Genomic DNA, 24215 nt, shown 5'->3' with positions numbered 1-24215 from the left:
ACAGTAAACAGAAATACGGTTTTTGACTCCGCCGATTTACGCTTCGCTACAATTCAACTCAGTACTTAAAACTCATAATTTATCACCTTATTTACGTTTATTAACTATGTTTGGTTAAAATCTGACACATCTGACAGTTTTTCCATTGTTTTCACCTTGATTATTTTGCATTCGTTAACTATATATGGTTGAAAAGTAACAGAAGTAACGGATTTTATGGCTTTTGTAGAGGCGAATAAACATTCGCCCACAATGACTAACGGGCGAAAGATGTTTCGCCCCTACAGTTTTCCCAAAAAGTAACAAAGGTAACACATATACCAGTTCAGTTATCAGTGAACAATGAACAGTCATCAGTTAGCAGCTTGTATCTTGTCTACTTGTGTCTCACTTGTAATCATTCACTTTCAATTGTCAACTGTCCATTATCCATTGTCCACTCAAAAAAGTAACAAACGTAACACCTTTTCAACCATTTGCTAATATGCTAATTCTCAAACCTGCTAATCAATACTTCAAAGAACCATCTGCTAACAGCTAAAGACTATCAGCTATATACATAGATAAAGTTTTCAAATACTGATTCACATAATTCAGAATCCGGTAGTCAACAATCCCCTGGCACCTTTTATCCCGCATTTCTGATATTTATTATAAGCGGCAGCTGCACTTTCCCGCACAGCAGCATTTGTACCTCCTGCGATGTATGTAGCGATTGCATCATGTAAAGTGTATGCTTCGGGACTCATCAGATGTGTAGACCAAAGCAATGGATTAGCTTTAGCTGAACGCAGATACGGCGTAAAATACCGTTTACTATAGCAAGCAAGGATTATCGCATCACGCGTTTTACCATCTACATTGCTATAAGTATTTGCCAACGAAAAATCCATTAACCCGTTATGCCCTATATAAGCGAGTAATTTAGCATTCCCATTGAGGCCGACAACCGTTTTCCCGACCATTACGGTATCCTTCCTACTTCCTGAACATGAGTTGAGGAAATCTTCTGTACAGTTTTTTATGTATTGTCCGTCGTAAGCATCCGCTACAAGGTAGTAATCTTTCGTTTTATGTTTGAAGACAATACGTTCGAGGCGGATATTATCGACCTTTAACCGCCTTACTTCCTTCCAGTCAGAGCCTTTTCTGAAATAAGTACGAATACCATATCCGCATCCCCAGTACAGATTCGAATTCGGATCTTGCCCATTGCCTATTCCTTTAGGTACTTTCACTATACCCTGATATTTATTATCGCACAAAGCCACCATCACATGAATAGTTTGCGATTCCTGAGCAAAAAGAGGAAATAATAAAACAAAAGCAAAACAGGTAAGATGTAGTTTTTTCAGCATGGTATAAAGGTTTTGGCCATTATTAATATCGTTTTTCTATAATTTCGTGATAACTGTTCCATTTGCATTCATCCATATTACTTTCGCCTGGCAACAAACGTCTTACTGTCTTAAGTTTTTTCTTTCCCAGATAAACGCCTATAGTCTGATAAAAAGGGACTGGAAATCCTCCTTGTCTTCCAGGTATCCAACGAGGCATCTTGTGTAGTAGCCGCACGACCTCACTGTCGCAATCATACGAAAGAGATGTTACTATTTTTATATTTTGTGGATCAATTTTTCCATCTTTTAATACAACAAACCTTGCAATAACAAAACCCTGCACTTCCCCTTTGGTTACTGTACGGGGATACCGGATATTCTTATTAAAGAATACCTCCATAACACTATCTCCGCCTACAAATTGGGGGAGTATTTCTGTACTTATAAAGATTGGTGGTTCCGTGAATTCCTCAATATTTATTTCGTTTAATTGCTTCGAATCCAAAAGTAACCGATTCTCTATGAGTGTATCATTTTTCACGTGAAATGGTCTGACTTCTTTCTTCTGTTGGGAATATATGCACAAACAAAAAGACATAAACAGGGGAAAAGTAAAATACATTCTCATACTCAATCGTGTTTTTCGTTCTGATATTAGATAGAGTATGAAAATACTGAAATTCCATAAATAAATTTCCCTATTCGAACAGATAGCGTTGTATATGATCCATAAATATTTTTTTATCCGAACTATGTTTGCGCATCTTATTCCAAAAATTCTGCGGATATATCATTTTATTCCCTTTACTATCTTCATAAACCATCTCATCAAAAATATTTTTAGACAGTGACGCCCGTTCATTCTTGTTGTTGCTGAATTGAAGATGTCCGAAAATATCAACTTTATATTCTTCTTTGTAGTCCGTCAATCCATGGCACATATCCATCAGCCAGAAAAAGGTCTCTTCTTCATCACCTCTGAAATCACGCTGAATATCTTTCCAAAATTCTATGGAATACTTTATTTCATTGTTATTATCATCCGTGAAAATCCAGGCATCGAAAATATCTTTTTTCAGATATGCTTTCCTTCTATTGTTTTCCTCATATTGAAGATAACCAAATATATCACGGCCTATTTTTACTTTTCTCCCGTTTGTTTCAACAATCGTGTTATCGAAGATATCTTTTCCTATTTTCGTTTTGTTTCCTTTGTTGTCTTCTATTATTGTATTATCAAAGATATCTTTCTTTATCGTTTTTCTATAGCCCTTATTATCCTCTATTATCTTATCGCCGAAAATATCTTTCCGAATAGTGGTTCTATTACCTTCATTGTCTTCGATTATAGTATCATCGAAGATATTCTTTCGCACAGTTTTTCTATAACCCTTATTATTCTCTATTACCTTATCGCCAAAGATATCTTTCCGGATAGTCGTCCTGTTGCCTTTATTATCTTCTATTACAGTATCATCGAAAATATCTTTTCGTACTGTTTTCTTATTCCCCTTGTTATCTTCTATTACTTTATCGCCAAAGATGTCTTTTCTGATAGTCGTTCTGTTTCCTTTATTGTCCTCGATTATCGTATCACCGAAAATATCTTTTCGTATTGTTTTCTTATTGCCCTTATTATCTTCTATCACAGTATTGCCGAAAATATCTTTCTTTATTGTTGTTTTATTTCCGTCTTCATCTTCGATAATGGTATTACCGAAAATATCTTTACTAACCTTTTCTTTCTTTCCACCCTGGGCATATATATTTACAGGCAGTAATATCAGGCACGAAATGATAATTATATAAAAGCGTTTCATAGGCATTATTTTTTAGATTATGAATAGCTGCTTTTCAGCCCTGTTTATATATGAATATAATAAATCTGAAAGGTTTAACGACACTTTATAAAAATCTACTTTTTATTATCAATTTCCATCAATGCCCCCATCCGTTGCAGCAATGTCGGATGTGAATAATAGAAAAATACATACAGCGGGTCAGGGTTCAGATTACTCAGAGACTTTACCGATAACTTCTTCAATCCGCTTATCAATGAATCTGCCAAGCCAAAACCGGCAGCATAAGCGTCTGCCTGATATTCATTCTTACGGCTGTGCATACTCGAAAACAGACCTATAATCATAGAAACCGGTGTGAATAGAACAGAGAAAGCAATCAGGCCCAAATGAAAGGAAGCCTCTTTCCCTCCCAATGCCACAGCAATGGCTTCATTATCCAAAAACCATGATAACAGGAACAGAATAATTCCTGTATAAAAGATGGATATGAACATACCCTGCAATGTGTGCCTCTTTTTATAATGACCTATTTCGTGTGCCAGCACAGCGACTATTTCACTCGTCCTAAGATCGTTAATCAAAGTATCGAACAATACGATACGTTTCTTAGCTCCAAAGCCTGTAAAATATGCGTTTGCTTTACTGGAACGTTTAGATGCATCCATTACATATATATTCTTTATGGAAAAACCTGCTTCGCGAGAAAAGGTTTCAATTGCACCCCTGAGCTCCCCATCTTCCAACGGAGTCTGCTTATTGAATAAAGGCACTATGATATTGGAATAAAATAAGGTCATAAATAAAGAGAATACGGTCACTGCGCCCCAGGCGTACAACCATGCATATGTACCCAAGGTTTCATAAAACCATACTAGGAGAGCCAGAATAATACCCCCCAAAATAGTTGTGAGCAGTAAACCTTTCAACTGGTCGAACCAGAAAACAGCTTTAGTCGATTTATTGAATCCGAAGCGTTCTTCAATCACAAAGGTAGCATAATAGCTGAACGGCAAAGTGATAATATCGTTCACAATATATACTATACCGAAGAAAGCCAGAGTAAGAACGACTTCATTATTTATAAATTGTCTCAGTAACCCGTCGAGCCAGCCGAAAATACCCAAAGACAAGATCAGTAACATTACTATAAAAGAGAAAAGGCTTGTATACAAGCCAAAACGGCTGTTTATCTTTTGATAGGCTTGCTGTCTGGCGTATTCGTCTTTATCGTAAATCCCTTCCAGCAATGGAGGTATATCAGGGCTCATTCGCTTACGGTTACGATACGCCAGGTATTGAGTCCAGACAAAATCGAGGACAACTACAAGTAGGATAATGCTTAAGTATATGGGCATAGTCGGATTATAAGTTTAAATATATGTGCCGATGACGTAACGCGGCAAAAGCTAATAGCGAATAATTCATAATTCTCCACTTAGAACATTGGCATATTGGCACATTATCTCATTGTCACATTAAATTAAATCACATCACCACCCTTGAAAACGGAGCGGCTTCCATCGGGCAAAAATCTTTATCTTCATATTTGAAATAGCCTGTCATAGCTATCATGGCTGCATTATCTGTCGTGTAACCAAACGGAGGTATATGTATTTTCCACCCGAAACGCTTTGCATGATCTTCAAACGCAGTCCGAAGCCCCGAATTAGCCGATACACCACCGGCTACAGCAACTTCTTTGATCCCCAGATCTTTGGCCGCCTTACGCAATTGCTCCATCAATACATCAATGATCGTTTTTTGGAGGGAAGCACAAAGATCAGCTTTATTCTTTTCTATAAAATCAGTATCCTTTTTCAGTTCATCGCGGAGCAGATACAGGAAAGACGTTTTCAGACCACTGAAGCTATAATCATAACCCGATATGTGAGGCTTGTTGAATTTAAATTTATTTGCATCACCCTCTTTAGCCAAACGGTCTACAACAGGCCCTCCGGGATATCCCAGTCCCATTACTTTGGCACATTTGTCGAAAGCTTCACCCGCTGCGTCATCTATTGTTTGACCTATGATCTCCATTTCCTTGTACGACCTGACCAGGATAATCTGGGAATTTCCACCCGACACCAACAGGCATAAGAAAGGATATTGAGGCTGATTATTATCGTCTTTATCTTCTTTTATGAAATGAGCCAATACATGAGCATGTAAATGATTTACATCTATCATCGGAATATTCAACGCGGAAGATAATCCTTTAGCAAAAGAAGTACCTACGAGCAAGGAACCCATCAGTCCCGGACCTCGCGTGAAAGCAATCGCAGTCAGTTCATCTTTGGTTACTCCCGCCTTTTTCAATGCCTGATCGACCACAGGTATTATATTCTGCTGGTGAGCGCGTGATGCCAGTTCGGGAACTACACCTCCGTAGCTCTCATGCACTTTCTGGCTGGAAATTATATTCGATAGAAGTACTCCATCCCTGATAACTGCTGCCGCAGTATCATCACAAGACGACTCTATGCCTAGTATGGTTATCATTCAAATATTGTATTTTATATATTATAAATCCAATGACTTATAACATCGTTTCTATTATATTGTTTGGAATGCCCGGGATAAATTGTAAAATTCGGTTTTCACCTGATTCACCCCAATCGCGCCTCCCGACAATCCTGTCGTATCTTTCGACACTGTCACTTTCACTTCACCATTGTTATAATCCTCTATATGCACTCTGAATTTAAAGTATTTACAAAATGCACCGAACAACAAACGCATCATCCGGTTTCCCTTTTCGAATAATCCCTGTCCCAGATGTTTATACCCTAATGATAACATTAGCATTTCTACTTCTTTCTGCATCTGAATTACTGTTATATCCTTATAAATATATATCAGTTTACTATCCTTATTGGGAATATTTTCTTTAAAATAAAGCATAATATTGTGCGTTTTTTAATTATATGGTTTGTAAAAGTGGTACAAAATTAAGAAATATAAATTACCTTCGCAAAGAAGAATTCATAAAAGGAAACAAATGAAAAATATAGTATATCTGCTGACTTTTATCATCCTGTCTTTCATTGGATGCTCAGGCACAACAAAGAAAAACAGTGGGCTATCGCAACAGGAAAAAGTAACCATCATACGTTTCGACAAAGATGTATACAATTATCTTCAGCAACCTGACGCCGTAAAAGAATCCGGATTGAAAGAAAAATATCCACTCCTGCTTCCTGCCTTCGGACGTATAGCCATGGACAATAGTGATCCTGCTACTTTCTTCCCTGCCCTCAGGGATTACTTTTCCCATCCTGCGCTGATGCAAATATACAAAGATGCATTAACTACTTTCGATAATATCTCTGCATACGAAGAAGAATTATCCAATATATCTTCGCTCGTATCACAAAATCTGCCGGAGAAGAAATTACCTGCATTTGCCATGCATGTATCGGGTTTCAGAGAAAATACCATCATTATAAATAATCTTATCTCTATATCTATAGATAAATATCTTGGATATAATTACACTGCATATAAGGAATTTTTCCAACCATTCGAACGCCAACAAATGCAACCGGAATATTTAGTCAGGGACTATCTGAAAGCATGGCTGATGAGCGATGTTGTAAAATCGGATGTTGAAGACCAGACTCTCTTATCCGCGATGGTAGATGAAGGGAAAATACTATATGCACTGTCCCTGTTGCTCCCTGAAAAGAATGCGGAAGAGATCATAGGATATACCAAAGCCCAGACGGACTGGTGCAAACAGAATGAAAAATCGACATGGCAGAGTATTGTAAAACAGAACTACCTCTATTCTACCGATCATATGATTATCACCCGTTTTATAAACGATGGCGCATTTACAGCAATTGTATCAAAAGATTCCCCCGGAAGAATCGGGACATGGATAGGTTGGCAAATAGTAGAGCAGTATGCAAAAAAGAAAGGCGCTTCTCTGCAAAACATTATAGATACGGATGCCCTGATAATATTAAAGGAGGCCAAATATAATCCTTAAATACGAATAACAATACCGTTTTCTGACAATTATCAACAGCATCAATGACTTAAAAAAGCGAACAGATAATAATTATCTCTTAAATCCCCGTACTTATTAACACCATGTTCAAAACTTAACTCGTCTTTGAACGTTATTTCTGTTATCTTTGAATAAAAAATTGAAGAGGTAAAACTAAAATGGCTGACGCGAATAATAAGAATCAGGGGAGACGAAAACCAAAAGAAACGAATTTATTACCCGACATAGGCAAAATACAGCCTCAAGCAAGGGAACTGGAAGAAGCCATACTCGGAGCATTAATGCTTGAGAAAGACGCATATTCACTCGTTAGTGACATCTTAAAACCGGATAGCTTCTACGACACCATTCATCAGATAATATATAGAGCAATAGTTGACCTGGCTGTCCGTCAGGCGCCTATCGATATGCTCACGGTTGTGGAACAACTAAAAAAAGACGGTGAACTGGAAACAGTTGGCGGACCGGTCTATATAGCCCAGCTGACCGAGAAAGTAGCATCGGCAGCACACATCGAATTCCATGCGCGCATCATTGCCCAAAAATATCTGGCAAGAGAGCTTATTTCCTTTTCATCCACGATCACCAATAAAGCCTTTGATGAAACATCCGATGTAGACGACCTGATGCAGGAAGCCGAAAGTAAGCTTTTCGAAATCTCTCAGGGCAATGTAAAGAAAGACGTAACCCAGATCAATCCCGTAATAAAAGAGGCTTTAAACCTGCTTGAAATAGCAGCTAACCGTCCCGAGGGACTTAGTGGCCTGCAAACCGGATTTACACCTCTGGATAAAATAACATCTGGCTGGCAAAATTCCGACCTTGTTATCATAGCCGCCCGTCCCGCGATGGGTAAAACTGCATTCGTGCTGTCTATGGCAAAAAACATGGCGGTAAGCTATGGCTATCCTGTGGCTTTGTTCTCTCTTGAAATGTCAAACGTACAGCTGGTTAACCGTCTGATCGTAAACACCTGCGAAATTCCAGGTGAGAAGATAAAGAACGGCCAACTATTGCCTTACGAATGGGAGCAACTCGACTTTAAAATAAAAGAGCTATACGATGCTCCTTTATACATTGATGACACCCCCAGCTTATCCGTATTTGAATTAAGGACAAAAGCCCGCCGTCTGGTTCGCGAACACGGTATTAAGATGATCATTATCGACTACCTTCAGTTGATGAATGCCAGCGGGATGAACTATGGCAGCCGTGAACAGGAGGTGAGTATGATTTCCCGTTCATTGAAAGGACTAGCTAAAGAACTAAACATCCCCATCATTGCCCTGTCGCAGCTCAACCGTGGTGTAGAAGGCCGTGCAGGTGCAGAAGGAAAGCGTCCTCAATTGTCCGACCTCCGTGAATCGGGAGCCATCGAGCAGGATGCCGATATGGTTTGCTTCATCCACCGTCCCGAATATTATAAGATACTGGAGGACGACAAAGGAAACTCATTGATTGGTTTGGCCGAAATTATCATTGCCAAACACCGTAATGGTGCAACCGGTGATGTACTGCTACGCTTCAAAAGTGAATTTGCGCGCTTCCAGAATGTCGACGATGACTATAACTTCGGTGCAGGACAGAATTTCTCTTCTAAAATCAACACCGACGCTTCGGCTCCAAGTTCGGGTCAGGACTTTCAGCCAATGCAAGGTGCAGGAAATGATTTCGTGCCATTCTGATAAATCTTCTATTATATAAAGTAACAAAAGTAACAGTTATCTATATTATCGTAACTGTTACTTTTTTTTGAATACCTATACTAGTTAAGCACAAAAGAGAAAAAGTAACAAAAGTAACAGAAATATCAGTTAACAGTCAACAGCTATCAGTTAACAACTTGTATCTCGTGTCTTGTCTACTCGTATCTCATATAACTTTCAACTTATTACTCAATACTTACTACTTTCAAAAGGTAACAAAGGTAACAACCTTTTCTGCTTTTTATTTTGCACCATTCTTACTCCTTTTCCCTTTCAGACATCAGGGATTGTATTCAATCTTTCAAAGAACTATAAGCTAACTACTAAAGGCCATCAGCTATACACATAGATAAACTTTAAGATGTCTCATAATAAAAGAAGAGGTTAGCCAATTAGACTAACCTCTTCTCATATATTTAGAAATGTTCTACGTTTTATTTAGCTTCTTTTAGCTGAGCTTCTTTCTTCTTTCCTTCTTTCTTGAATATACCCCAAGCAATAGGAGTTGCTACGAATACAGAAGAATAAGTACCGATCACAATACCGATAAATATAGCAAATGTAAAGCTACGGATAGTATCACCACCTAAAAGGAAGATACAGAACACAACTAGCATCGTACTTATTGAGGTATTCAATGTACGTCCTAATGTAGAGTTCAGCGCTTCATTAATAGTTTCGGTGATATTACGTTTCGGATACATATTTCTGATTTCGCGGATACGGTCAAAGATCACAACCTTGTCATTGATAGAGTAACCTACCACTGTCAATACAGCTGCAATAAACGACTGGTCTATCTCCATTGAAAATGGCATTATCTTATACAGCAATGAGTAAAGGAAGATAACCATCACGGCATCATGCGCCACAGCTATCAGCGTACCCAAAGAGAAAGCAATGTCACGGAAACGCAATAAGATATACAGAGCCATACAGACTACCGCAATCAATACTGCTATGGTAGCCGCTGTTTTCAGGTCGTCAGCCACACTAGGACCTACACGCTGAGAACTTTGAACAAAGTCATCTATAGTTTTTCCATCGGTAAGGAATCCGGCTGCTGTAAGAGCATGGGTCATTTTTGCCCTTATTTCATCTTCAACCTCATCTGTAGCTTCTTCAATCTTATAGTTTGTAGTAATACGAACCTGGCTTGTAGTAGATGACTGACTTGCAGAACCACTGGTAAGTACAAGTACAGTAGAACCTTCAAATTCGGGAACCAGCACTTTTTCGATAGCATCGGCATTTACATTTTTATCGAAACGAACCAGATAGTTACGTCCTCCTGTAAAGTCAATACCGCCATTCAAACCGTTAATGAATAGAGAGCCTACACCTGCTACTAATAATACAGCTGATAAAATCACGATTTTCTTAGTCATCCCCAAGAAATTGATTTTTGTGTCAACAAACAATTTTCGTGAAATAGCAGTGGTGAATGTCTGGTTTCTGAAATGACCCTTATCTAGCATATATTCATAGAATATACGTGTAAGGAATACATTGGTAATGAATGATGCAACAATACCGATAATCAATGTAGTCGCAAAACCCTGTATCGGACCTGTACCGAAATACGCTAATATAATAGCAGTAATTACCTGTGATGCGTGTCCGTCGAAAATAGCAGAGAATGCATGTTTATAACCATCTACTACGGCTACTTTCGTATTCTTTCCGGCTCTTAATTCTTCTTTTGTTCGTTCATAAACCAATACATTAGCATCGACCGCAAGAGCCAGCGAGAGCACAAGTCCCGTTATACCCGGCAGGGTCATTACCGCCCCAAAGGCCGCCAATATACCAATCGTAAAGAACAGGTTGACAAGAACAGCCGAATTGGCAATCAAGCCCGGAATAAAACCGTAAACCAAGCAGATGTATGCCATAAGAAGCACCAATGCAAGTACAAAAGATATAACTCCGGCTTTAATAGCTTCCTGACCCAACGAAGGACCTACAATATCTTCCTGCACAATGTGTACTCCGGCTTTCATCTTACCCGATTTCAGCACATTCTCTAAGTCTTTTGCATCTTCCGGTGTAAAGTTACCTGTGATTTGAGACTGTCCACCTTCAATCTTGTCATTTACATTAGGCGCTGAATATACAGAACCGTCGAGTACGATAGCAATACTCCTGCCTTTTTCTGCTCCGGTAATAGTAGCCCAACGTTGTGTACCTACAGAGTTCATCTGCATACTTACTTCCCAAGTTGCACCATGTTGAGACTGGTCAGCCTTTGCAGAAATAACCACATCCCCGTCCAATGCCGGGCCTTTTTTAAGACCGTCGCCACGCAAAGCGTATAATGTAATCTGAGTTTCTCTTATATCTTCGGCCTTGAATCCCCATGCAAATCTTAGGTCAGGAGGATATGCGTCCTGGAATCTTCTAAGGATTGCATTGACCGCTGCCGTATCGTTTTTATGAACAATACCGACAATAGCTCCCATACCACCACTGATAAAATTCTCAATAAATGGTTTGGTGAATCCTAAATTTCCAACTTCCTGAACTTTCAAAGAATCGCTTACAGCAGTTGTATCTGTTACATTCTGAGCGGCTAAAGCTTCTCTCGAACGTTCTGTCAGGGCGCTTATATATCCCTGTATTTCGTTCAGATTATATGTTTTCCAAAATTCAAGATTTGCACTACCCTGCAATAGTTTTCTTACACGATCCGGTTCCTTGATACCCGGAAGCTCTATCATAATACGTTCTGCACGATTGTCAAGCTTCTGAATATTAGGAGCAACAACCCCGAAACGGTCGATACGTGTACGAAGTACGTTGAACGAGTTATCGGCTACACTCTGAAGTTCTGTTCTCAGTGCAGAAATAACTTTATCATCCTTGTCTTGAGGTCCTACCTGATCTCTAAGTTTAGTACTAAATACGCCGGCTAGTTTATCATTGCCATTCGCTGCTTTAAACTTATCTACAAAGAGAGTGATATAGTCACGGTTGCTACCTTTTTTATTTTCAGCAGAAGCTTCAGTCAAAGCAGTATTAAACGCTTCGTTCTCAGGGTCACCCAGTGAACGGAGTACAGCTGCTGCATCTACTTCTACGATAACACTCATACCACCTTTCAGGTCAAGTCCCAGCCCGATTTCTTTTTCGCGACATTGTTTAAGGGTATAACCCATATCGTCGGTACCAAAGGTTAACCAAACTCTTTCTGTAGACATTGAATCAAGATAGTGAGTGTATTGTTTGTTGTACAACTCGTCTTGCAGTAGTTGATCACCTTTAGCATTCGCGACTGCGTAGGCTGTAGCAAATTCATCTGCCTTATTATCATAACTTTTGGTTACGAATGTAAAAGACAGGTAAAATAAGCATACCAACGTAAGCAGAATGGAAAATGTGATTACAAATCCTTTGTTTTGCATTTTAGATTTTACTTTTTGTTATTTACTTATATTATTTCTATTTCATTCAAACTAAATAAAATACGCATATATCCAGAGTCCTCTTCCTTCGAAATGAGGCCAAGCTTAGACATATACACACTTTTAGGCGTGCAAATATAATCTTTTATTCTTTACATATCATAATAAAATATAAAGAAATTAGCAAATTTGACAATTAGCATATTAGCATATTCAATACATAAATATTTAATCATTTACGGTATTTGCTAATTTCCGAATTAGCTAATATGCTAATTAATCATTGCTTCCTTATCTCTGCTCTTTTTATCTTTCCGCTGATCGTTTTCGGCAATTCGTCAACAAATTCGATAATGCGGGGATATTTATATGGAGCAGTAACCTGTTTTACATGGTTCTGAATCTCATGCTTTAGATGATCATCCGCTTTATCTTTATAATCCTGTGCCAGCACAATAGTAGCTTTTACTACCTGTCCTCTGACTTCGTCCGGTACCCCCGTAATGGCGCACTCTACAACAGCAGGATGCGTCATCAAAGCGCTCTCTACTTCGAACGGTCCTATGCGATAACCAGAGCTTTTGATAACATCGTCGCTACGACCTACAAACCAGTAATATCCATCTTCGTCACGCCAGGCCATATCACCTGTATGGTAAACATCATCATAATATACCTGCCTGGTAAGAGCTTCGTCACGATAATACCCCATAAACAAGCCCAAAGGCCTCCATCTATCGGTTTTAATCACCACCTCTCCTACTTCACCATCTTCAACGGAACGTCCGTCTGCCGCGATCAGATCCATATCGTAAGCCGGATTGGGCACTCCCATCGCGCCGGGTTTCGGCTCCATCCACGGGAAAGTGATTATGGTAGGGGTAGTTTCCGTCTGTCCGAACGCTTCCATCATTTTAATACCTGCACCTTCGAGGAATGCATTGTATACCGAAGGGTTTAATGCTTCTCCTGCAGTAGTGGCATACCGAAGTGAAGACAGGTCGAAATGAGACAAATCTTCCCTTATCATAAATCTGAAAACGGTAGGCGGAGCACAAAACGAAGTCACCTTATAATCCTGTATCATATGCAACATGGCCTGCGGGGTAAACTTCTCATGGTCATATACCATCACGGCGGCACCTGCAATCCACTGTCCGTACAATTTTCCCCAAACAGCCTTAGCCCAGCCGGTATCGGCCACGGTAAGATGCAGACTATTCTCGTTCAGATTATGCCAGTATTTCGCTGTCACAATATGCCCGAGCGGATATATAAAGTTATGGATCACCATCTTTGGTTCACCGGTCGTACCCGAAGTAAAATATAATAAAGAGATATCTTCATTTGCATTCACATACTCAGGTCTTACAAATGGCGTTGCATCTCTTAAGCCCTTATGAAAATCCAGCCAGCCGGCCGGTATGTTTTCACCGCAGGCAATCCGGAATTTTACTGTCGGAGAATTAGCCATTGCATCATTTACATGCTGAACAACCACATCATCATCCACTGCTATGATCGCCTTTATATCGGCGGCATTATTACGGTAGACAAAATCCTTTTTCGTCAGCAGATGCGTAGCCGGAATAGCTACTGCTCCTATTTTGTGAAGGGCAATAACAGCAAACCAGAATTCGTAACGACGTTTCAACACGAGCATTACCATATCTCCTTTGCCAATACCCAGCGATTGAAAATAGGACGCGGCACAATCACTTTGTTTTTTTATATCCGCAAATGTAAAATCTATATGCTCCCCCTGGTCATTCACCCAGCAGATAGCCCTTTTGGTGGGATCTATCTTTGCCCACTCATCAACGACATCATATCCGAAATTGAAATTCTCAGGTATCTGAACATGGTAATTCTCTGCAAAATCCTGAGTTGAAGCAAAATGAGTTTGTTTTAAAAATCGTTCTAACATGAGCGTGTTAGTTATATTAGGTTATGTATATAAATAATGATATCTATAGAACAACAACTATAAATCTGACTTTCTTTCCATCAAGAGCTTTCATCCCGTGTGGCAGGCTGGAGTCGAAATAAATACTGTCCCCTTCTTCCATTATCAGGTCTTTTCCATTTATCTGCAAAAGCATACGGCCTTCCAGCACCATATTAAATTCTTGTCCGGTATGTATGCTATGATGAATTTCTACGTCATCAGCTTTAGGCTCTACTGTTACTTCAAAAACTTCAGCTTTTCGGTTATTAAATCCTCCGGCCAGTGTCTGGTAGTTATAAGCCTCCACCCTATTCACTGCCAGCCCTTTTCCATTACGTGTAAGAAAATAGCTACTCATCCGGGGTTCGTCGGCAAACATCAACACCGACACATCTACATTATGGGCAGACGCGATACCTTTCAGCACACTGATGGTTAAGTCTTTTTCACCCGACTCGTATTTGACATACTCTTCTAAAGGAATATTACAAGAAGCGGCAAATTGCTCCTGTGTCATATCCAAAGCCTCACGCAAACCTTTGAGACGTTGACCTATTTCTTTAATATCTATATTCATAAAACTTTTAAGGTCGCAGACCTGTTTATTGCTTCAACAAGTAAAACAGTCAAAGCATGTTACAATTAAAAATACACCATATAAATCCTTTCAGTTATCCACTTTAAGGTTAGAAGAATTCAAAACTTATTGTTCTTTAGTATCAGATTCGGCAGATGACTCTCTCTTTGGCTGAACAGTCACCAATTGCAGCATTGCTTTTGGTACCGGGCTTTTAAATTCCAAGACCTCTCCTGTAACCGGATGCTTCAGCACCAGTTCGCGTACATGAAGGGCAATACGTTTAATCGGATTATTCGATGCACCATATTTTTTATCTCCCACGACAGAATGACCGATTGTCTGCATCTGGATACGCAATTGGTTTTTGCGTTTGGTTTCGAGATCGAAGTCAAGTAGCGAATAGCGTCCTGTCGACTTGATTACTTTATAATGTGTAACCGATTTCAATCCGCCATTATCGTAGGGAGACGACATCATTACATAATTCTTATTTTCGGTAAGCCACGAAATAACTGTACCTTCTTCCTGTTCCGGCCTTCCGTCTACAACCGCAGTATAAATATATTCCTTTACAAGGTTATTCCAGTTTTTTTGAAATATCTCTTGTAGCTCGGCGTTTCTGGCAAACACCATCAACCCCGAAGCCTCCCTATCGAGTCGATGAAGGACAAATACCCTGTCGGTCTTATTCCTGCTTTTTTTCTTCACATATTCGTTCAGTGCCCCGTAAACGGTACGTAATTTCTCTTTATCAGTGGATACGGACAGAAATCCTGCTTCTTTATCTATAACGATGATCTCATCATCTTCAAATACAATTTTCAGGCCTTTCAGCTTCTTTTCTTTTCGCGATTGATCAAACTTCATTACTGAAACTTTATCTCCGGCCTTAAGTTCATGGTCGAATTGGGTGACAAGTTTGCCATTTACCTTTATTTGCTTGTGTGCCAGCAGTGATTTTATAGCATTACGACTCTTACGGACTTGCTGGTCTATCAGAAACTCCAGCAATTCGCATGGTTGCGACGCTTTCAGTTCTTGCAGCGGAATATCTCTTCTTGAAGTATTTCTCATTTAGTAATAAAATGTATATATGAGGCAAAGGTAAGTGTTTTATAATTTTTTAATAGCTTTAATGTGTATTAAATAATAATAAAATTAAATCATTGTAATGGGATAGTTTAATCCCGTACTTTTTTATTTTAATCTATTTTACCAAATCATATTCTATTTTTTACTAATTTTGCAGGCTGAAATTTAACCGCTTATTCTAACTATTAAATATTGAAAATGAAAGCATTTGTATTTCCGGGGCAAGGAGCTCAATTTGTAGGAATGGGTAAAGATTTGTACGAAACATCTCCAGTTGCTAAAGAAATGTTTGAAAAAGCAAACGAAATACTGGGATTCCGTATCACAGATCTGATGTTTGCAGGCACAGACGAAGATCTTCGTCAGACAAAAGTGACTCAGCCGGCCATCTTCCTTCATTCTGTAATATTAGCTAAAACAATGGGGGCTGATTTTGCACCCGATATGGTCGCAGGGCACTCCTTAGGCGAATTCTCCGCATTGGTTTCTGCGAACGCATTATCATTTGAAGATGGGTTGAAACTCGTATATAAACGTGCGCTTGCTATGCAGAAAGCATGTGAGCTGAACCCTTCAACAATGGCTGCCGTATTGGGATTACCCGATGCTAAAGTTGAAGAAATATGTGCATCCATTACCGATGAGGTAGTGGTACCGGCAAACTATAACTGCCCGGGACAAATCGTTATATCCGGCTCAAATGCAGGTATAGAAAAAGCATGCGAATTATTGCTTGCGGCAGGTGCGAAACGTGCATTGAAGCTAAAAGTAGGTGGAGCATTCCATTCTCCGCTAATGGAACCGGCTAAAGTAGAATTGTCGGAAGCTATCGATACTACTACAATAAGCAAACCATCATGTCCGGTATATCAGAATGTATCTACCACAGGTGAAACTGATCCGGCTACAATCAAAGCAAATCTTATAGCCCAACTTACTGCTCCTGTAAAATGGACTCAGTCTGTAGAGCATATGGTAGCCGACGGAGCAACAGAATTTATCGAACTAGGACCGGGCAATGTACTGCAAGGACTAGTGAAGAAAATCGCTTCGGATGTAGCAACCAGCGGCAAACAATAAGCGCACAAAAAGTGAAAAGTGAAGAATGAAAAACGAAAAACAGAGCATATTTTACACTTCCGTCTCCGTTGATTTTCAATCCATTTTTAGTTCTTCACTTTTCACTTATAACTCATAATTGAAATAAAATATGGCATTCTTTTCAGGAAATAAGCAAGCTGATGACCAGGATGAAACTGCGAAGAACATTTTCATGTTTGAATTGGTGCAGAAAAATATCCTTATAACAGGAGCGAACGGACAATTAGGAAATGAAATCAGGCGCATAGCCTCTTTCCATGAAAACAATTTCCAATTCTTTTTTACTGATGTCGCAGAACTAGACATTACTGACCAGCAAGCCATTGAAGACTTTATTAGAGAAAACAATATAAAGTATATCGTCAATTGTGCGGCCTACACAGCTGTAGATAAAGCCGAAGACGACGTTGCATTATGTTACAGGATCAATCGGGATGCAGTAGCGAATCTGGGGGCCGCCGCCACAAATAACGGCTCTAAAATAATCCACATATCTACCGATTATGTATATGACGGTACTGCTTCAAAACCTTATACAGAAACGGATGAAGTGAATCCGCAATCGGTATACGGAAAATCGAAACAAGAAGGAGAAGCAGCCCTGATAAAAGCATGCCCTGACAGTATTATCATCCGTACAGCATGGTTGTATTCCATATTTGGAAACAACTTTGTAAAAACGATGATGAAATACGGAAAAGAACGGGATACACTCAATGTAGTTGCCGACCAAACCGGAACACCAACGAATGCTGGCGATCTGGCCAATGCAATCATAAAAATACTGGACTATAGCGAGGCCAATAGCTTCACGCCCGGTATCTATCACTACTCCAATGAGGGTATTACTACCTGGTATGATTTTACATTAGCCATACACAAACATGCCGGAATAATAAACTGCACGGTAAATCCAATTACCACAGATCAATACCCGACTAAAGCGACAAGGCCAAAATACAGTGTACTGGATAAAACGAAGATTAAAACCACATTCAAGATTACGATTCCCGAATGGGAAAAGAGTTTAAACATTTGCATCAAAGAATTGTTATCTATATAGGATAATAATTCACATTACACATCTACCATAACCAAAATGAAAAAGATTTATCTTTTTGGACTTATATTTACGGTTATATCTGTTTCTTGTCAGAAAAAGCAAATAAACTTATACGAAACACAACTTAACCCACTAAAGGTCGATTTGGCCGATATCTCTTTAAACAGCAGTTCCAGTACTATCGATTTAACCAAGATACAAAGGCTTACACCAGAACAATACTCCAGCCTGCAACTTGAAAAAGTAAAGGGATTGGAAGGATACGAGCTCAGCGACCTCTGTCTCGGACAAATTCTACTGGAGAATAAAAACGGAAAAATCCTTACCATACAAGTAGTGACGGACGGTGAAATCACAGAATACCTCCTTAGTTATGACAAAAACGGCAATATGATAGACAATCTGATAGTCGCCTATGAAGATATGGTCGAATATTACAGTGAAGTATCGTCTAAAATAAAATCGAATGAGATAATCGTTCAAACCATTAATTACACCTATGATGAGATTAACAGCGATTCGGGAGGCACGGCCGATACTGCAATAACAAAATATCAGATAAGCCCCGAATTTAAGTTTATCTCCAATTAGAACATACAACCGGGCTTGGAGGCTATATGTCCGGCCGGAAATAACACAGCTGAAATTATTGCTAAATAAATAACTCCAAAGCGAAGATAACAGACCATTGTCTTCGCTTTTTTTATTACTTTTGCACCTTATAAGTCAGAAGAAAATATTTATTGCATAAATAAAACATACCGTATATTCGTTATTATGTTTTAGTGGCAGCAAACAGATCTGAGACCTTGATATTATTAAGTAAAGTAATCGATGAGCGAACTGGAAAAAGAAATTCATAAAAGACGAACATTTGCTATTATCAGTCACCCCGATGCAGGAAAGACTACCCTTACCGAAAAATTATTATTATTCGGGGGTGCCATCCATGTAGCGGGTGCTGTAAAATCAAACAAAATAAAGAAAACCGCCACTTCGGACTGGATGGAAATAGAGAAACAGCGTGGTATTTCTGTTGCTACATCCGTTATGGGATTCGAATACGACGGTTATAAAATAAACATCCTGGATACTCCCGGCCACCAGGATTTTGCAGAAGATACTTATCGTACACTCACTGCGGTTGACAGTGTTATTATTGTAGTAGACTCCGCCAAAGGTGTGGAAGCACAGACCCGCAAGCTGATGGAAGTCTGCCGGATGCGCCATACTCCGGTGATGATATTTGTAAACAAGATGGACCGCGAAGGACGCGACCCTTTCGAACTGCTCGATGAGCTGGAAGAGGAACTAAAAATCGGAGTACGCCCCCTAAGCTGGCCAATAGACAGTGGGCAACGATTCAAAGGTGTTTACAATATCTATCAGGAAAAATTAGACCTGTATACACCCAGCAAGCAAACAGTGACCGAATCGATCGGGTTCAAAGACATAAACAGCCCTGATCTGGAAAAGCATATCGGAGGCCCGCTTGCCGCTAAGCTGAGAGAAGATATAGAACTAATAGACGGGGTATACCCGGAGCTGGATATAAATACATACCTGAAAGGTCAGATAGCTCCCGTATTCTTTGGTTCGGCTTTGAATAATTTCGGAGTAAAAGAATTACTGGATTGCTTTGTAAAAATAGCACCGTCTCCACGCCCGGTAGAAGCCATTGAGCGTGAAGTAAACCCCGAAGAGAATTCTTTCAGCGGATTCATATTTAAGATACATGCAAACATGGACCCTAATCACCGGTCGTGTATTGCATTCGTAAAAATCTGCTCCGGCAAATTTGAACGGAATGTAAACTATAAGCATATCCGGCTGAACAGGCAACTGAAATTCTCTTCTCCTACCGCCTTCATGGCTCAGAAAAAAGAAACTGTAGACGAAGCATATGCAGGTGATATTATAGGACTTCCCGATACCGGTAATTTCAAAATCGGCGACACTCTCACCTCAGGCGAAGACCTGCATTTCAAAGGATTGCCAAGCTTCTCCCCTGAAATGTTTAAGTACATTGAGAATGCCGATCCGATGAAGTCGAAACAATTGCAAAAAGGCATAGACCAGTTAATGGACGAAGGTGTTGCCCAGTTATTTACTAACCAGTTTAACGGGCGTAAGATTATAGGTACAGTAGGGCAACTTCAGTTTGAAGTTATTCAATACCGCCTGTTGCATGAATACGGAGCCCAGTGTCGCTGGGAATCCCTCAATTTATATAAAGCATGTTGGATAGAAAGTGAAAACAAGCAGCAATTAGATGATTTTAAAAAACGCAAAGCGCAATACATGGCTGTAGATAAAGAAGGACGGGACGTATTCCTGGCCGACTCTAACTATGTGCTAATGATGGCTCAGCAAGACTTTAAGGACATCAAATTCCATTTCACATCGGAATTTTAAGAATAAACGGATATGCAACCTCACTTTCTTTTATTTAAAAGATATGACAAAAATAAAAATGGTTATAAATGCAGAGTACAGGCAATTAGAAGACTTCATAGAAGGCCTTCCTCTTGCATTCCTGCAATCCGGAGAAGTTATTTATTCGGGTCGTAATATAATCAAGACCTTTGATGTAGAAGGGGTGAAACTGAATGTAAAGTCTTTCAAAAAGCCGTTGTTTATAAATCAGATAGCATATTCGACTATCAGGCAATCGAAGGCAAAGCGCTCATACTTATACGCATTTATGCTAAAAAAAAGAGGTTTTCACACACCCGACCCGATATCTTATATGGAACTCAAACAATATAATCTGCTAAAATACAGTTTATATATATCAGTACACGAAGAGTTTGATGGAATGATGCGTGAATTGCAACATGGACAAATAAAAGGAAGAGAAGAATTATTGACTCAATTTGCTTTATATACAGCCCGTTTACATGAAAAGCAGGTATTACATTTAGATTATTCTTCCGGAAATATCCTCTATAAAAGAGATGGAAATGCCTATACTTTCTATTTAGTGGACCTGAACAGAATGAAATTTGATAAACCAATAAATCTCGATACCGCCTGCTTTAATTTCAGACGCCTATGGGGAAGTGATGAAATGATAAGCTTCATAGTAAAAGAATACGCCAAAGCCCGGAACTTTGATGAAGCAACCTGCTTAAGGAAAACATTTGAATATCGTAAAAAATTTTGGGATACCTATACCAGACAGCATCCCGAGACAATACCATACCTTGGTTAATAATAAATGCCTGATATTATGAGAATTGGATTTGATGCCAAACGAGCAGTTTCTAATTTTACCGGATTAGGGAATTACAGCAGATTTGTAATCTCCAATCTGATGGAATATTACCCCAACAATATTTATAAACTTTTCATCCCCAAACTCCATGATGAGAGTAAGATTAATGATACACATCAAGATGAAACTGTTTATTCATTAAAACATACCCATAAACCATTCTGGCGTACGATGGGAATTGTTAAAGATATTAAGAGAGAACATATTGATATATATCATGGCCTAAGTAATGAGTTGCCGTTCAGAATAAACAGAACCGGAGTAAAAAGCATTGTTACAATACATGATCTTATATTTCTGAGATACCCCGAATTCTATTCTTTGGTCGACAGGACAATTTACAATGTCAAAGCTAAATATGCATGTAAGGTGGCAGATAAGGTCATAGCTGTCAGCGAATGCACTAAAAGAGATATTATCAAATTCTATGATATAGAGCCTTCAAAAATAGAAGTAGTTTATCAGGGTTGCTTCCCTGTCTTCAGAGAACAGGCAGATGATATGAAGAAAAAAGAGGTAAAAGTTAAATATAATCTTCCTCCTGAGTTTCTTCTGTCCATCGGCAGTATAGAGGAACGCAAAAATATCCTGCTGATAGTAAAGGCGCTGAAAGAGATACCCGATATTCATTTTATAGCTATAGGTAAGCAAAAAGAATACGCTCAAACCGTATTAAACTATGCGGCGGAGCATGGGGTATCGGACCGTGTACACCTTATCAGCAATGTACCATTGACTGACCTGCCGGCAATATTGCAATCTGCCCGTATATTTATATATCCGTCTTTATACGAAGGATTTGGAATACCAATTATAGAAGCTCAAAGTTCAGGTGTACCTGTAATTGGAGCGACCGGCTCATGCCTTGAAGAGTCCGGTGGCCCACATTCGGTATATGTAGATCCTTGTAATGAGAATGAGCTTGCATATCAGATCAAAAGATTACTCAATGATGAGGATGCATGTAAACAAATGGTAACAGATGGATTGGAATATGTGAAAAGATTCTCTGATAAGAATTGTACTACCGCATTGATGAAGGTTTACCAAAGTCTATACACCCAGATTTAATAAAGCAGATAACCGGAATGGAAACAAGAAAGTTAAAAGTTGCTATTGTAATCTCCCGGTATGGTAAAGAAATAAATGGCGGAGCGGAATTACATGCCCGCTATCTCGCAGAGCACTTGAATGAGAGATTTGACGTAACGGTACTCACATCCTGCGAAAACGATGACAGCCGAAGAAACAACACCTATTACCCTAAAGGTGAGGATATAATCAATGGAACAAAAATTTTAAGGTTTGAATCTGAACCGAGAGACAGAACGAATGAAAATAAATGGCTTCGTTATCTGGATAAAAACAGTATCTACAAAAAAGCCAGATTCACATTGTCCAATTTTCTCAAACTCACTATAAAGAAGATCAAGTACAGAGATAAGGATATTGATAAGATATTTGATAATTGGGTCGGACTACAAGGGGCTTACAGCCCGGTCTTAGTAGATTATATAGCGGAGAATAAAGATAGGTACGATGTTTTCATCTTTTTCCTCTATTACCAATATACGACCTATGCCGGAATCGGAAACGTCACGAAAAAGAGTATTCTTATTCCGATCGCACATGATGATACCTATCTCCATTTAAGAGGCTTTGACAAAACATTCTCCTCTCCGGCGTTCATTATGTACAATTCCGTATCAGAAAAAGATTGGGTAGAAGCTGCACATCCTCTTGCAAAGAAAATAAAATCAGATATTGCAGGTGTAGGACGGGATAAGCCCGAGCCTGGATCCTTAACTCGCGAAGAACAACCTGGCAGCGATTATCCTTATTTTGTATATATCGGACGAATACATGAGACCAAGGGATGTAAAACACTAATAGAATATTTCAACCATTTCAAACAGAAGTATAGTAATGATGTAAGGCTCATTCTTATTGGTAAAAACTTTATGGACGAGATAGAGACATCAGAAGATATCATATATACAGGTTTCATCAGCGAGCAGGAGAAATCATCCTATCTGAAAAACAGTACGGGACTTATTATCCCATCTCCGTATGAAAGCCTTTCCATGGTGACTCTGGAAGCTATGATTATGGGTAAACCCGTATTGGCTAACGGTGATTGTGATGTACTAAAAAAACATATCGAACTCAGTCATGCCGGTTATGTCTATTATAACAAAGAAGAATTTGCCACGGCACTGGATAGATTATTAAATCTGACAGATAAGGAAAAAGAAATAATGGCTAACAATGGTATTTCATATGTAGAGGCTAATTACGAATGGAATAGCATACTCGACAAATTCTCGAAAGCAATCAGAGGAATTAATGAAGGATTATAAGTCGCTTGCTTAATTTGTAATAGCTAAGACTTAATCTGACAGTTGTGGGTTAACTATAATTGTCAGATTTCTTTTTTATGGTTCATTTCGAGAGTCTCTTGACTTCCAAAAGTAAGAATATTTTGTTGTTGCATCACATTTTCTAATAGTTTTTCTTTAGCAATATCTTTACCTTCAATAAAAGTTTGCATTGGGGTTTTGCCATAGCAATATTTTCCCGAATGAGTCCTTTCGTTGTTATAATACCACATCCAATTGTTTAAGTCCGTTTGTATTTCTTCTATACTCCTGTATATTTTCTTTCTAAAAGCTACGGCATAAAACTCTTCCTGTATTGTTCTGTGGAATCTCTCACATATCCCATTTGTTTGAGGACTTTTAGCCTTTGTTTTAGTATGGTCAATATCTTCAATGGCAAGATATAACTGGTATTCATGTTGCTCTCTTAGTCCACAGTACTCGGTTCCTCTATCAGTTAATACACGAAGTAGACCTTAACTCATGCTCATCAAAGAAAGGAACCACCT

General features: G+C 39.0%; 18 protein-coding genes and 2 pseudogenes. 9 read left to right on the top strand and 11 right to left on the bottom strand.

Annotated elements, in window-relative coordinates; genetic code table 11:
- Positions 1-593: 593 nt before the first annotated feature.
- The 6 genes and pseudogenes from HMPREF9455_RS01110 to HMPREF9455_RS01085 all read right to left on the bottom strand — a co-directional run bounded on the left by HMPREF9455_RS01110 (position 594) and on the right by HMPREF9455_RS01085 (position 6046).
- Positions 594-1358, bottom strand: a complete 765-nt coding sequence (locus HMPREF9455_RS01110; protein WP_006797717.1) for a hypothetical protein — start codon at positions 1356-1358, stop codon at positions 594-596.
- 22 nt (positions 1359-1380) lie between these two features.
- On the bottom strand, positions 1381-1968 hold the full coding sequence (locus HMPREF9455_RS20545; protein ID WP_006797716.1) for an energy transducer TonB: 588 nt from the start codon (positions 1966-1968) through the stop codon (positions 1381-1383).
- 586 nt (positions 1969-2554) lie between these two features.
- A pseudogene (locus HMPREF9455_RS01100) lies at positions 2555-3118 on the bottom strand (hypothetical protein); the annotation flags it as partial.
- A 137-nt stretch (positions 3119-3255) separates the two neighbouring features.
- Positions 3256-4497, bottom strand: coding sequence for a M48 family metallopeptidase (locus tag HMPREF9455_RS01095; protein WP_006797714.1), 1242 nt, complete (start codon positions 4495-4497; stop codon positions 3256-3258).
- A 130-nt stretch (positions 4498-4627) separates the two neighbouring features.
- Positions 4628-5644: a tRNA (adenosine(37)-N6)-threonylcarbamoyltransferase complex transferase subunit TsaD gene (gene tsaD / locus HMPREF9455_RS01090; protein ID WP_006797713.1), complete on the bottom strand. Its 1017-nt coding sequence runs from the start codon at positions 5642-5644 to the stop codon at positions 4628-4630.
- Between the two features lie 54 nt (positions 5645-5698).
- On the bottom strand, positions 5699-6046 hold the full coding sequence (locus tag HMPREF9455_RS01085) for a hypothetical protein (RefSeq protein ID WP_006797712.1): 348 nt from the start codon (positions 6044-6046) through the stop codon (positions 5699-5701).
- A 97-nt stretch (positions 6047-6143) separates the two neighbouring features.
- Here HMPREF9455_RS01085 and gldB point away from each other — a divergent pair, with 97 nt between their 5' ends.
- Positions 6144-7136 carry a gliding motility lipoprotein GldB gene (gene gldB, locus HMPREF9455_RS01080; RefSeq protein ID WP_006797711.1) on the top strand — a complete coding sequence of 331 codons (993 nt, stop codon included), beginning with the start codon at positions 6144-6146 and terminating at the stop codon, positions 7134-7136.
- Positions 7137-7315: 179 nt separating this feature from the next.
- Entirely contained in the window at positions 7316-8842 is a 1527-nt protein-coding gene (dnaB, locus tag HMPREF9455_RS01075) for a replicative DNA helicase (RefSeq protein WP_006797710.1), read from the top strand.
- A gap of 455 nt (positions 8843-9297) precedes the next feature.
- On the opposite strand, the gene secDF is transcribed toward dnaB, so the two are convergent.
- From secDF to HMPREF9455_RS01055, 4 genes are all read right to left on the bottom strand, one after another.
- A complete protein-coding gene (gene secDF, locus HMPREF9455_RS01070) occupies positions 9298-12267 on the bottom strand; it encodes a protein translocase subunit SecDF (RefSeq protein ID WP_006797709.1) in 2970 nt (989 codons plus the stop codon).
- A 280-nt stretch (positions 12268-12547) separates the two neighbouring features.
- A complete protein-coding gene (locus tag HMPREF9455_RS01065; protein WP_006797708.1) occupies positions 12548-14194 on the bottom strand; it encodes an AMP-binding protein in 1647 nt (548 codons plus the stop codon).
- 43 nt (positions 14195-14237) lie between these two features.
- Positions 14238-14792, bottom strand: coding sequence for a helix-turn-helix domain-containing protein (locus HMPREF9455_RS01060; RefSeq protein ID WP_006797707.1), 555 nt, complete (start codon positions 14790-14792; stop codon positions 14238-14240).
- 126 nt (positions 14793-14918) lie between these two features.
- Entirely contained in the window at positions 14919-15869 is a 951-nt protein-coding gene (locus tag HMPREF9455_RS01055; protein WP_006797706.1) for an RluA family pseudouridine synthase, read from the bottom strand.
- Between the two features lie 216 nt (positions 15870-16085).
- On the opposite strand from HMPREF9455_RS01055, the gene fabD reads away from it, so the two are divergent.
- The 7 genes from fabD to HMPREF9455_RS01020 all read left to right on the top strand — a co-directional run bounded on the left by fabD (position 16086) and on the right by HMPREF9455_RS01020 (position 23688).
- Complete coding sequence (gene fabD, locus HMPREF9455_RS01050) at positions 16086-16967, top strand: ACP S-malonyltransferase (RefSeq protein ID WP_006797705.1); 882 nt, start codon at positions 16086-16088, stop codon at positions 16965-16967.
- A 193-nt stretch (positions 16968-17160) separates the two neighbouring features.
- Entirely contained in the window at positions 17161-18051 is an 891-nt protein-coding gene (gene rfbD / locus HMPREF9455_RS01045; RefSeq protein WP_245532162.1) for a dTDP-4-dehydrorhamnose reductase, read from the top strand.
- Positions 18052-18087: 36 nt separating this feature from the next.
- A complete protein-coding gene (locus HMPREF9455_RS01040) occupies positions 18088-18642 on the top strand; it encodes a hypothetical protein (protein WP_006797703.1) in 555 nt (184 codons plus the stop codon).
- 243 nt (positions 18643-18885) lie between these two features.
- Positions 18886-20466: a peptide chain release factor 3 gene (locus HMPREF9455_RS01035; RefSeq protein ID WP_006797702.1), complete on the top strand. Its 1581-nt coding sequence runs from the start codon at positions 18886-18888 to the stop codon at positions 20464-20466.
- A gap of 43 nt (positions 20467-20509) precedes the next feature.
- Entirely contained in the window at positions 20510-21265 is a 756-nt protein-coding gene (locus HMPREF9455_RS01030) for a lipopolysaccharide kinase InaA family protein (RefSeq protein ID WP_044215298.1), read from the top strand.
- Positions 21266-21283: 18 nt separating this feature from the next.
- On the top strand, positions 21284-22399 hold the full coding sequence (locus HMPREF9455_RS01025) for a glycosyltransferase family 4 protein (protein WP_006797700.1): 1116 nt from the start codon (positions 21284-21286) through the stop codon (positions 22397-22399).
- A gap of 17 nt (positions 22400-22416) precedes the next feature.
- Positions 22417-23688: a glycosyltransferase family 4 protein gene (locus HMPREF9455_RS01020; RefSeq protein WP_006797699.1), complete on the top strand. Its 1272-nt coding sequence runs from the start codon at positions 22417-22419 to the stop codon at positions 23686-23688.
- Between the two features lie 62 nt (positions 23689-23750).
- On the opposite strand, the pseudogene HMPREF9455_RS01015 reads toward HMPREF9455_RS01020, so the two are convergent.
- Positions 23751-24215, bottom strand: a pseudogene (locus HMPREF9455_RS01015) (integrase core domain-containing protein); the annotation flags it as partial.

Source organism: Dysgonomonas gadei ATCC BAA-286 (genome assembly GCF_000213555.1).
Classification (GTDB): Bacteria; Bacteroidota; Bacteroidia; order Bacteroidales; family Dysgonomonadaceae; genus Dysgonomonas; species Dysgonomonas gadei.
This window is presented reverse-complemented; position numbering and strand designations above follow the sequence as displayed.

What these genes read in the sequence shown, in the direction of transcription:
- HMPREF9455_RS01110 (WP_006797717.1), bottom strand. Translation starts at nt 1,358, where the DNA reads ATGCTGAAAAAACTACATCTTACCTGTTTTGCTTTTGTTTTATTATTT.
- HMPREF9455_RS20545 (WP_006797716.1), bottom strand. Translation starts at nt 1,968, where the DNA reads ATGAGAATGTATTTTACTTTTCCCCTGTTTATGTCTTTTTGTTTGTGC.
- HMPREF9455_RS01095 (WP_006797714.1), bottom strand. Translation starts at nt 4,497, where the DNA reads ATGCCCATATACTTAAGCATTATCCTACTTGTAGTTGTCCTCGATTTT.
- tsaD (WP_006797713.1), bottom strand. Translation starts at nt 5,644, where the DNA reads ATGATAACCATACTAGGCATAGAGTCGTCTTGTGATGATACTGCGGCA.
- HMPREF9455_RS01085 (WP_006797712.1), bottom strand. Translation starts at nt 6,046, where the DNA reads ATGCTTTATTTTAAAGAAAATATTCCCAATAAGGATAGTAAACTGATA.
- gldB (WP_006797711.1), top strand. Translation starts at nt 6,144, where the DNA reads ATGAAAAATATAGTATATCTGCTGACTTTTATCATCCTGTCTTTCATT.
- dnaB (WP_006797710.1), top strand. Translation starts at nt 7,316, where the DNA reads ATGGCTGACGCGAATAATAAGAATCAGGGGAGACGAAAACCAAAAGAA.
- secDF (WP_006797709.1), bottom strand. Translation starts at nt 12,267, where the DNA reads ATGCAAAACAAAGGATTTGTAATCACATTTTCCATTCTGCTTACGTTG.
- HMPREF9455_RS01065 (WP_006797708.1), bottom strand. Translation starts at nt 14,194, where the DNA reads ATGTTAGAACGATTTTTAAAACAAACTCATTTTGCTTCAACTCAGGAT.
- HMPREF9455_RS01060 (WP_006797707.1), bottom strand. Translation starts at nt 14,792, where the DNA reads ATGAATATAGATATTAAAGAAATAGGTCAACGTCTCAAAGGTTTGCGT.
- HMPREF9455_RS01055 (WP_006797706.1), bottom strand. Translation starts at nt 15,869, where the DNA reads ATGAGAAATACTTCAAGAAGAGATATTCCGCTGCAAGAACTGAAAGCG.
- fabD (WP_006797705.1), top strand. Translation starts at nt 16,086, where the DNA reads ATGAAAGCATTTGTATTTCCGGGGCAAGGAGCTCAATTTGTAGGAATG.
- rfbD (WP_245532162.1), top strand. Translation starts at nt 17,161, where the DNA reads ATGTTTGAATTGGTGCAGAAAAATATCCTTATAACAGGAGCGAACGGA.
- HMPREF9455_RS01040 (WP_006797703.1), top strand. Translation starts at nt 18,088, where the DNA reads ATGAAAAAGATTTATCTTTTTGGACTTATATTTACGGTTATATCTGTT.
- HMPREF9455_RS01035 (WP_006797702.1), top strand. Translation starts at nt 18,886, where the DNA reads ATGAGCGAACTGGAAAAAGAAATTCATAAAAGACGAACATTTGCTATT.
- HMPREF9455_RS01030 (WP_044215298.1), top strand. Translation starts at nt 20,510, where the DNA reads ATGACAAAAATAAAAATGGTTATAAATGCAGAGTACAGGCAATTAGAA.
- HMPREF9455_RS01025 (WP_006797700.1), top strand. Translation starts at nt 21,284, where the DNA reads ATGAGAATTGGATTTGATGCCAAACGAGCAGTTTCTAATTTTACCGGA.
- HMPREF9455_RS01020 (WP_006797699.1), top strand. Translation starts at nt 22,417, where the DNA reads ATGGAAACAAGAAAGTTAAAAGTTGCTATTGTAATCTCCCGGTATGGT.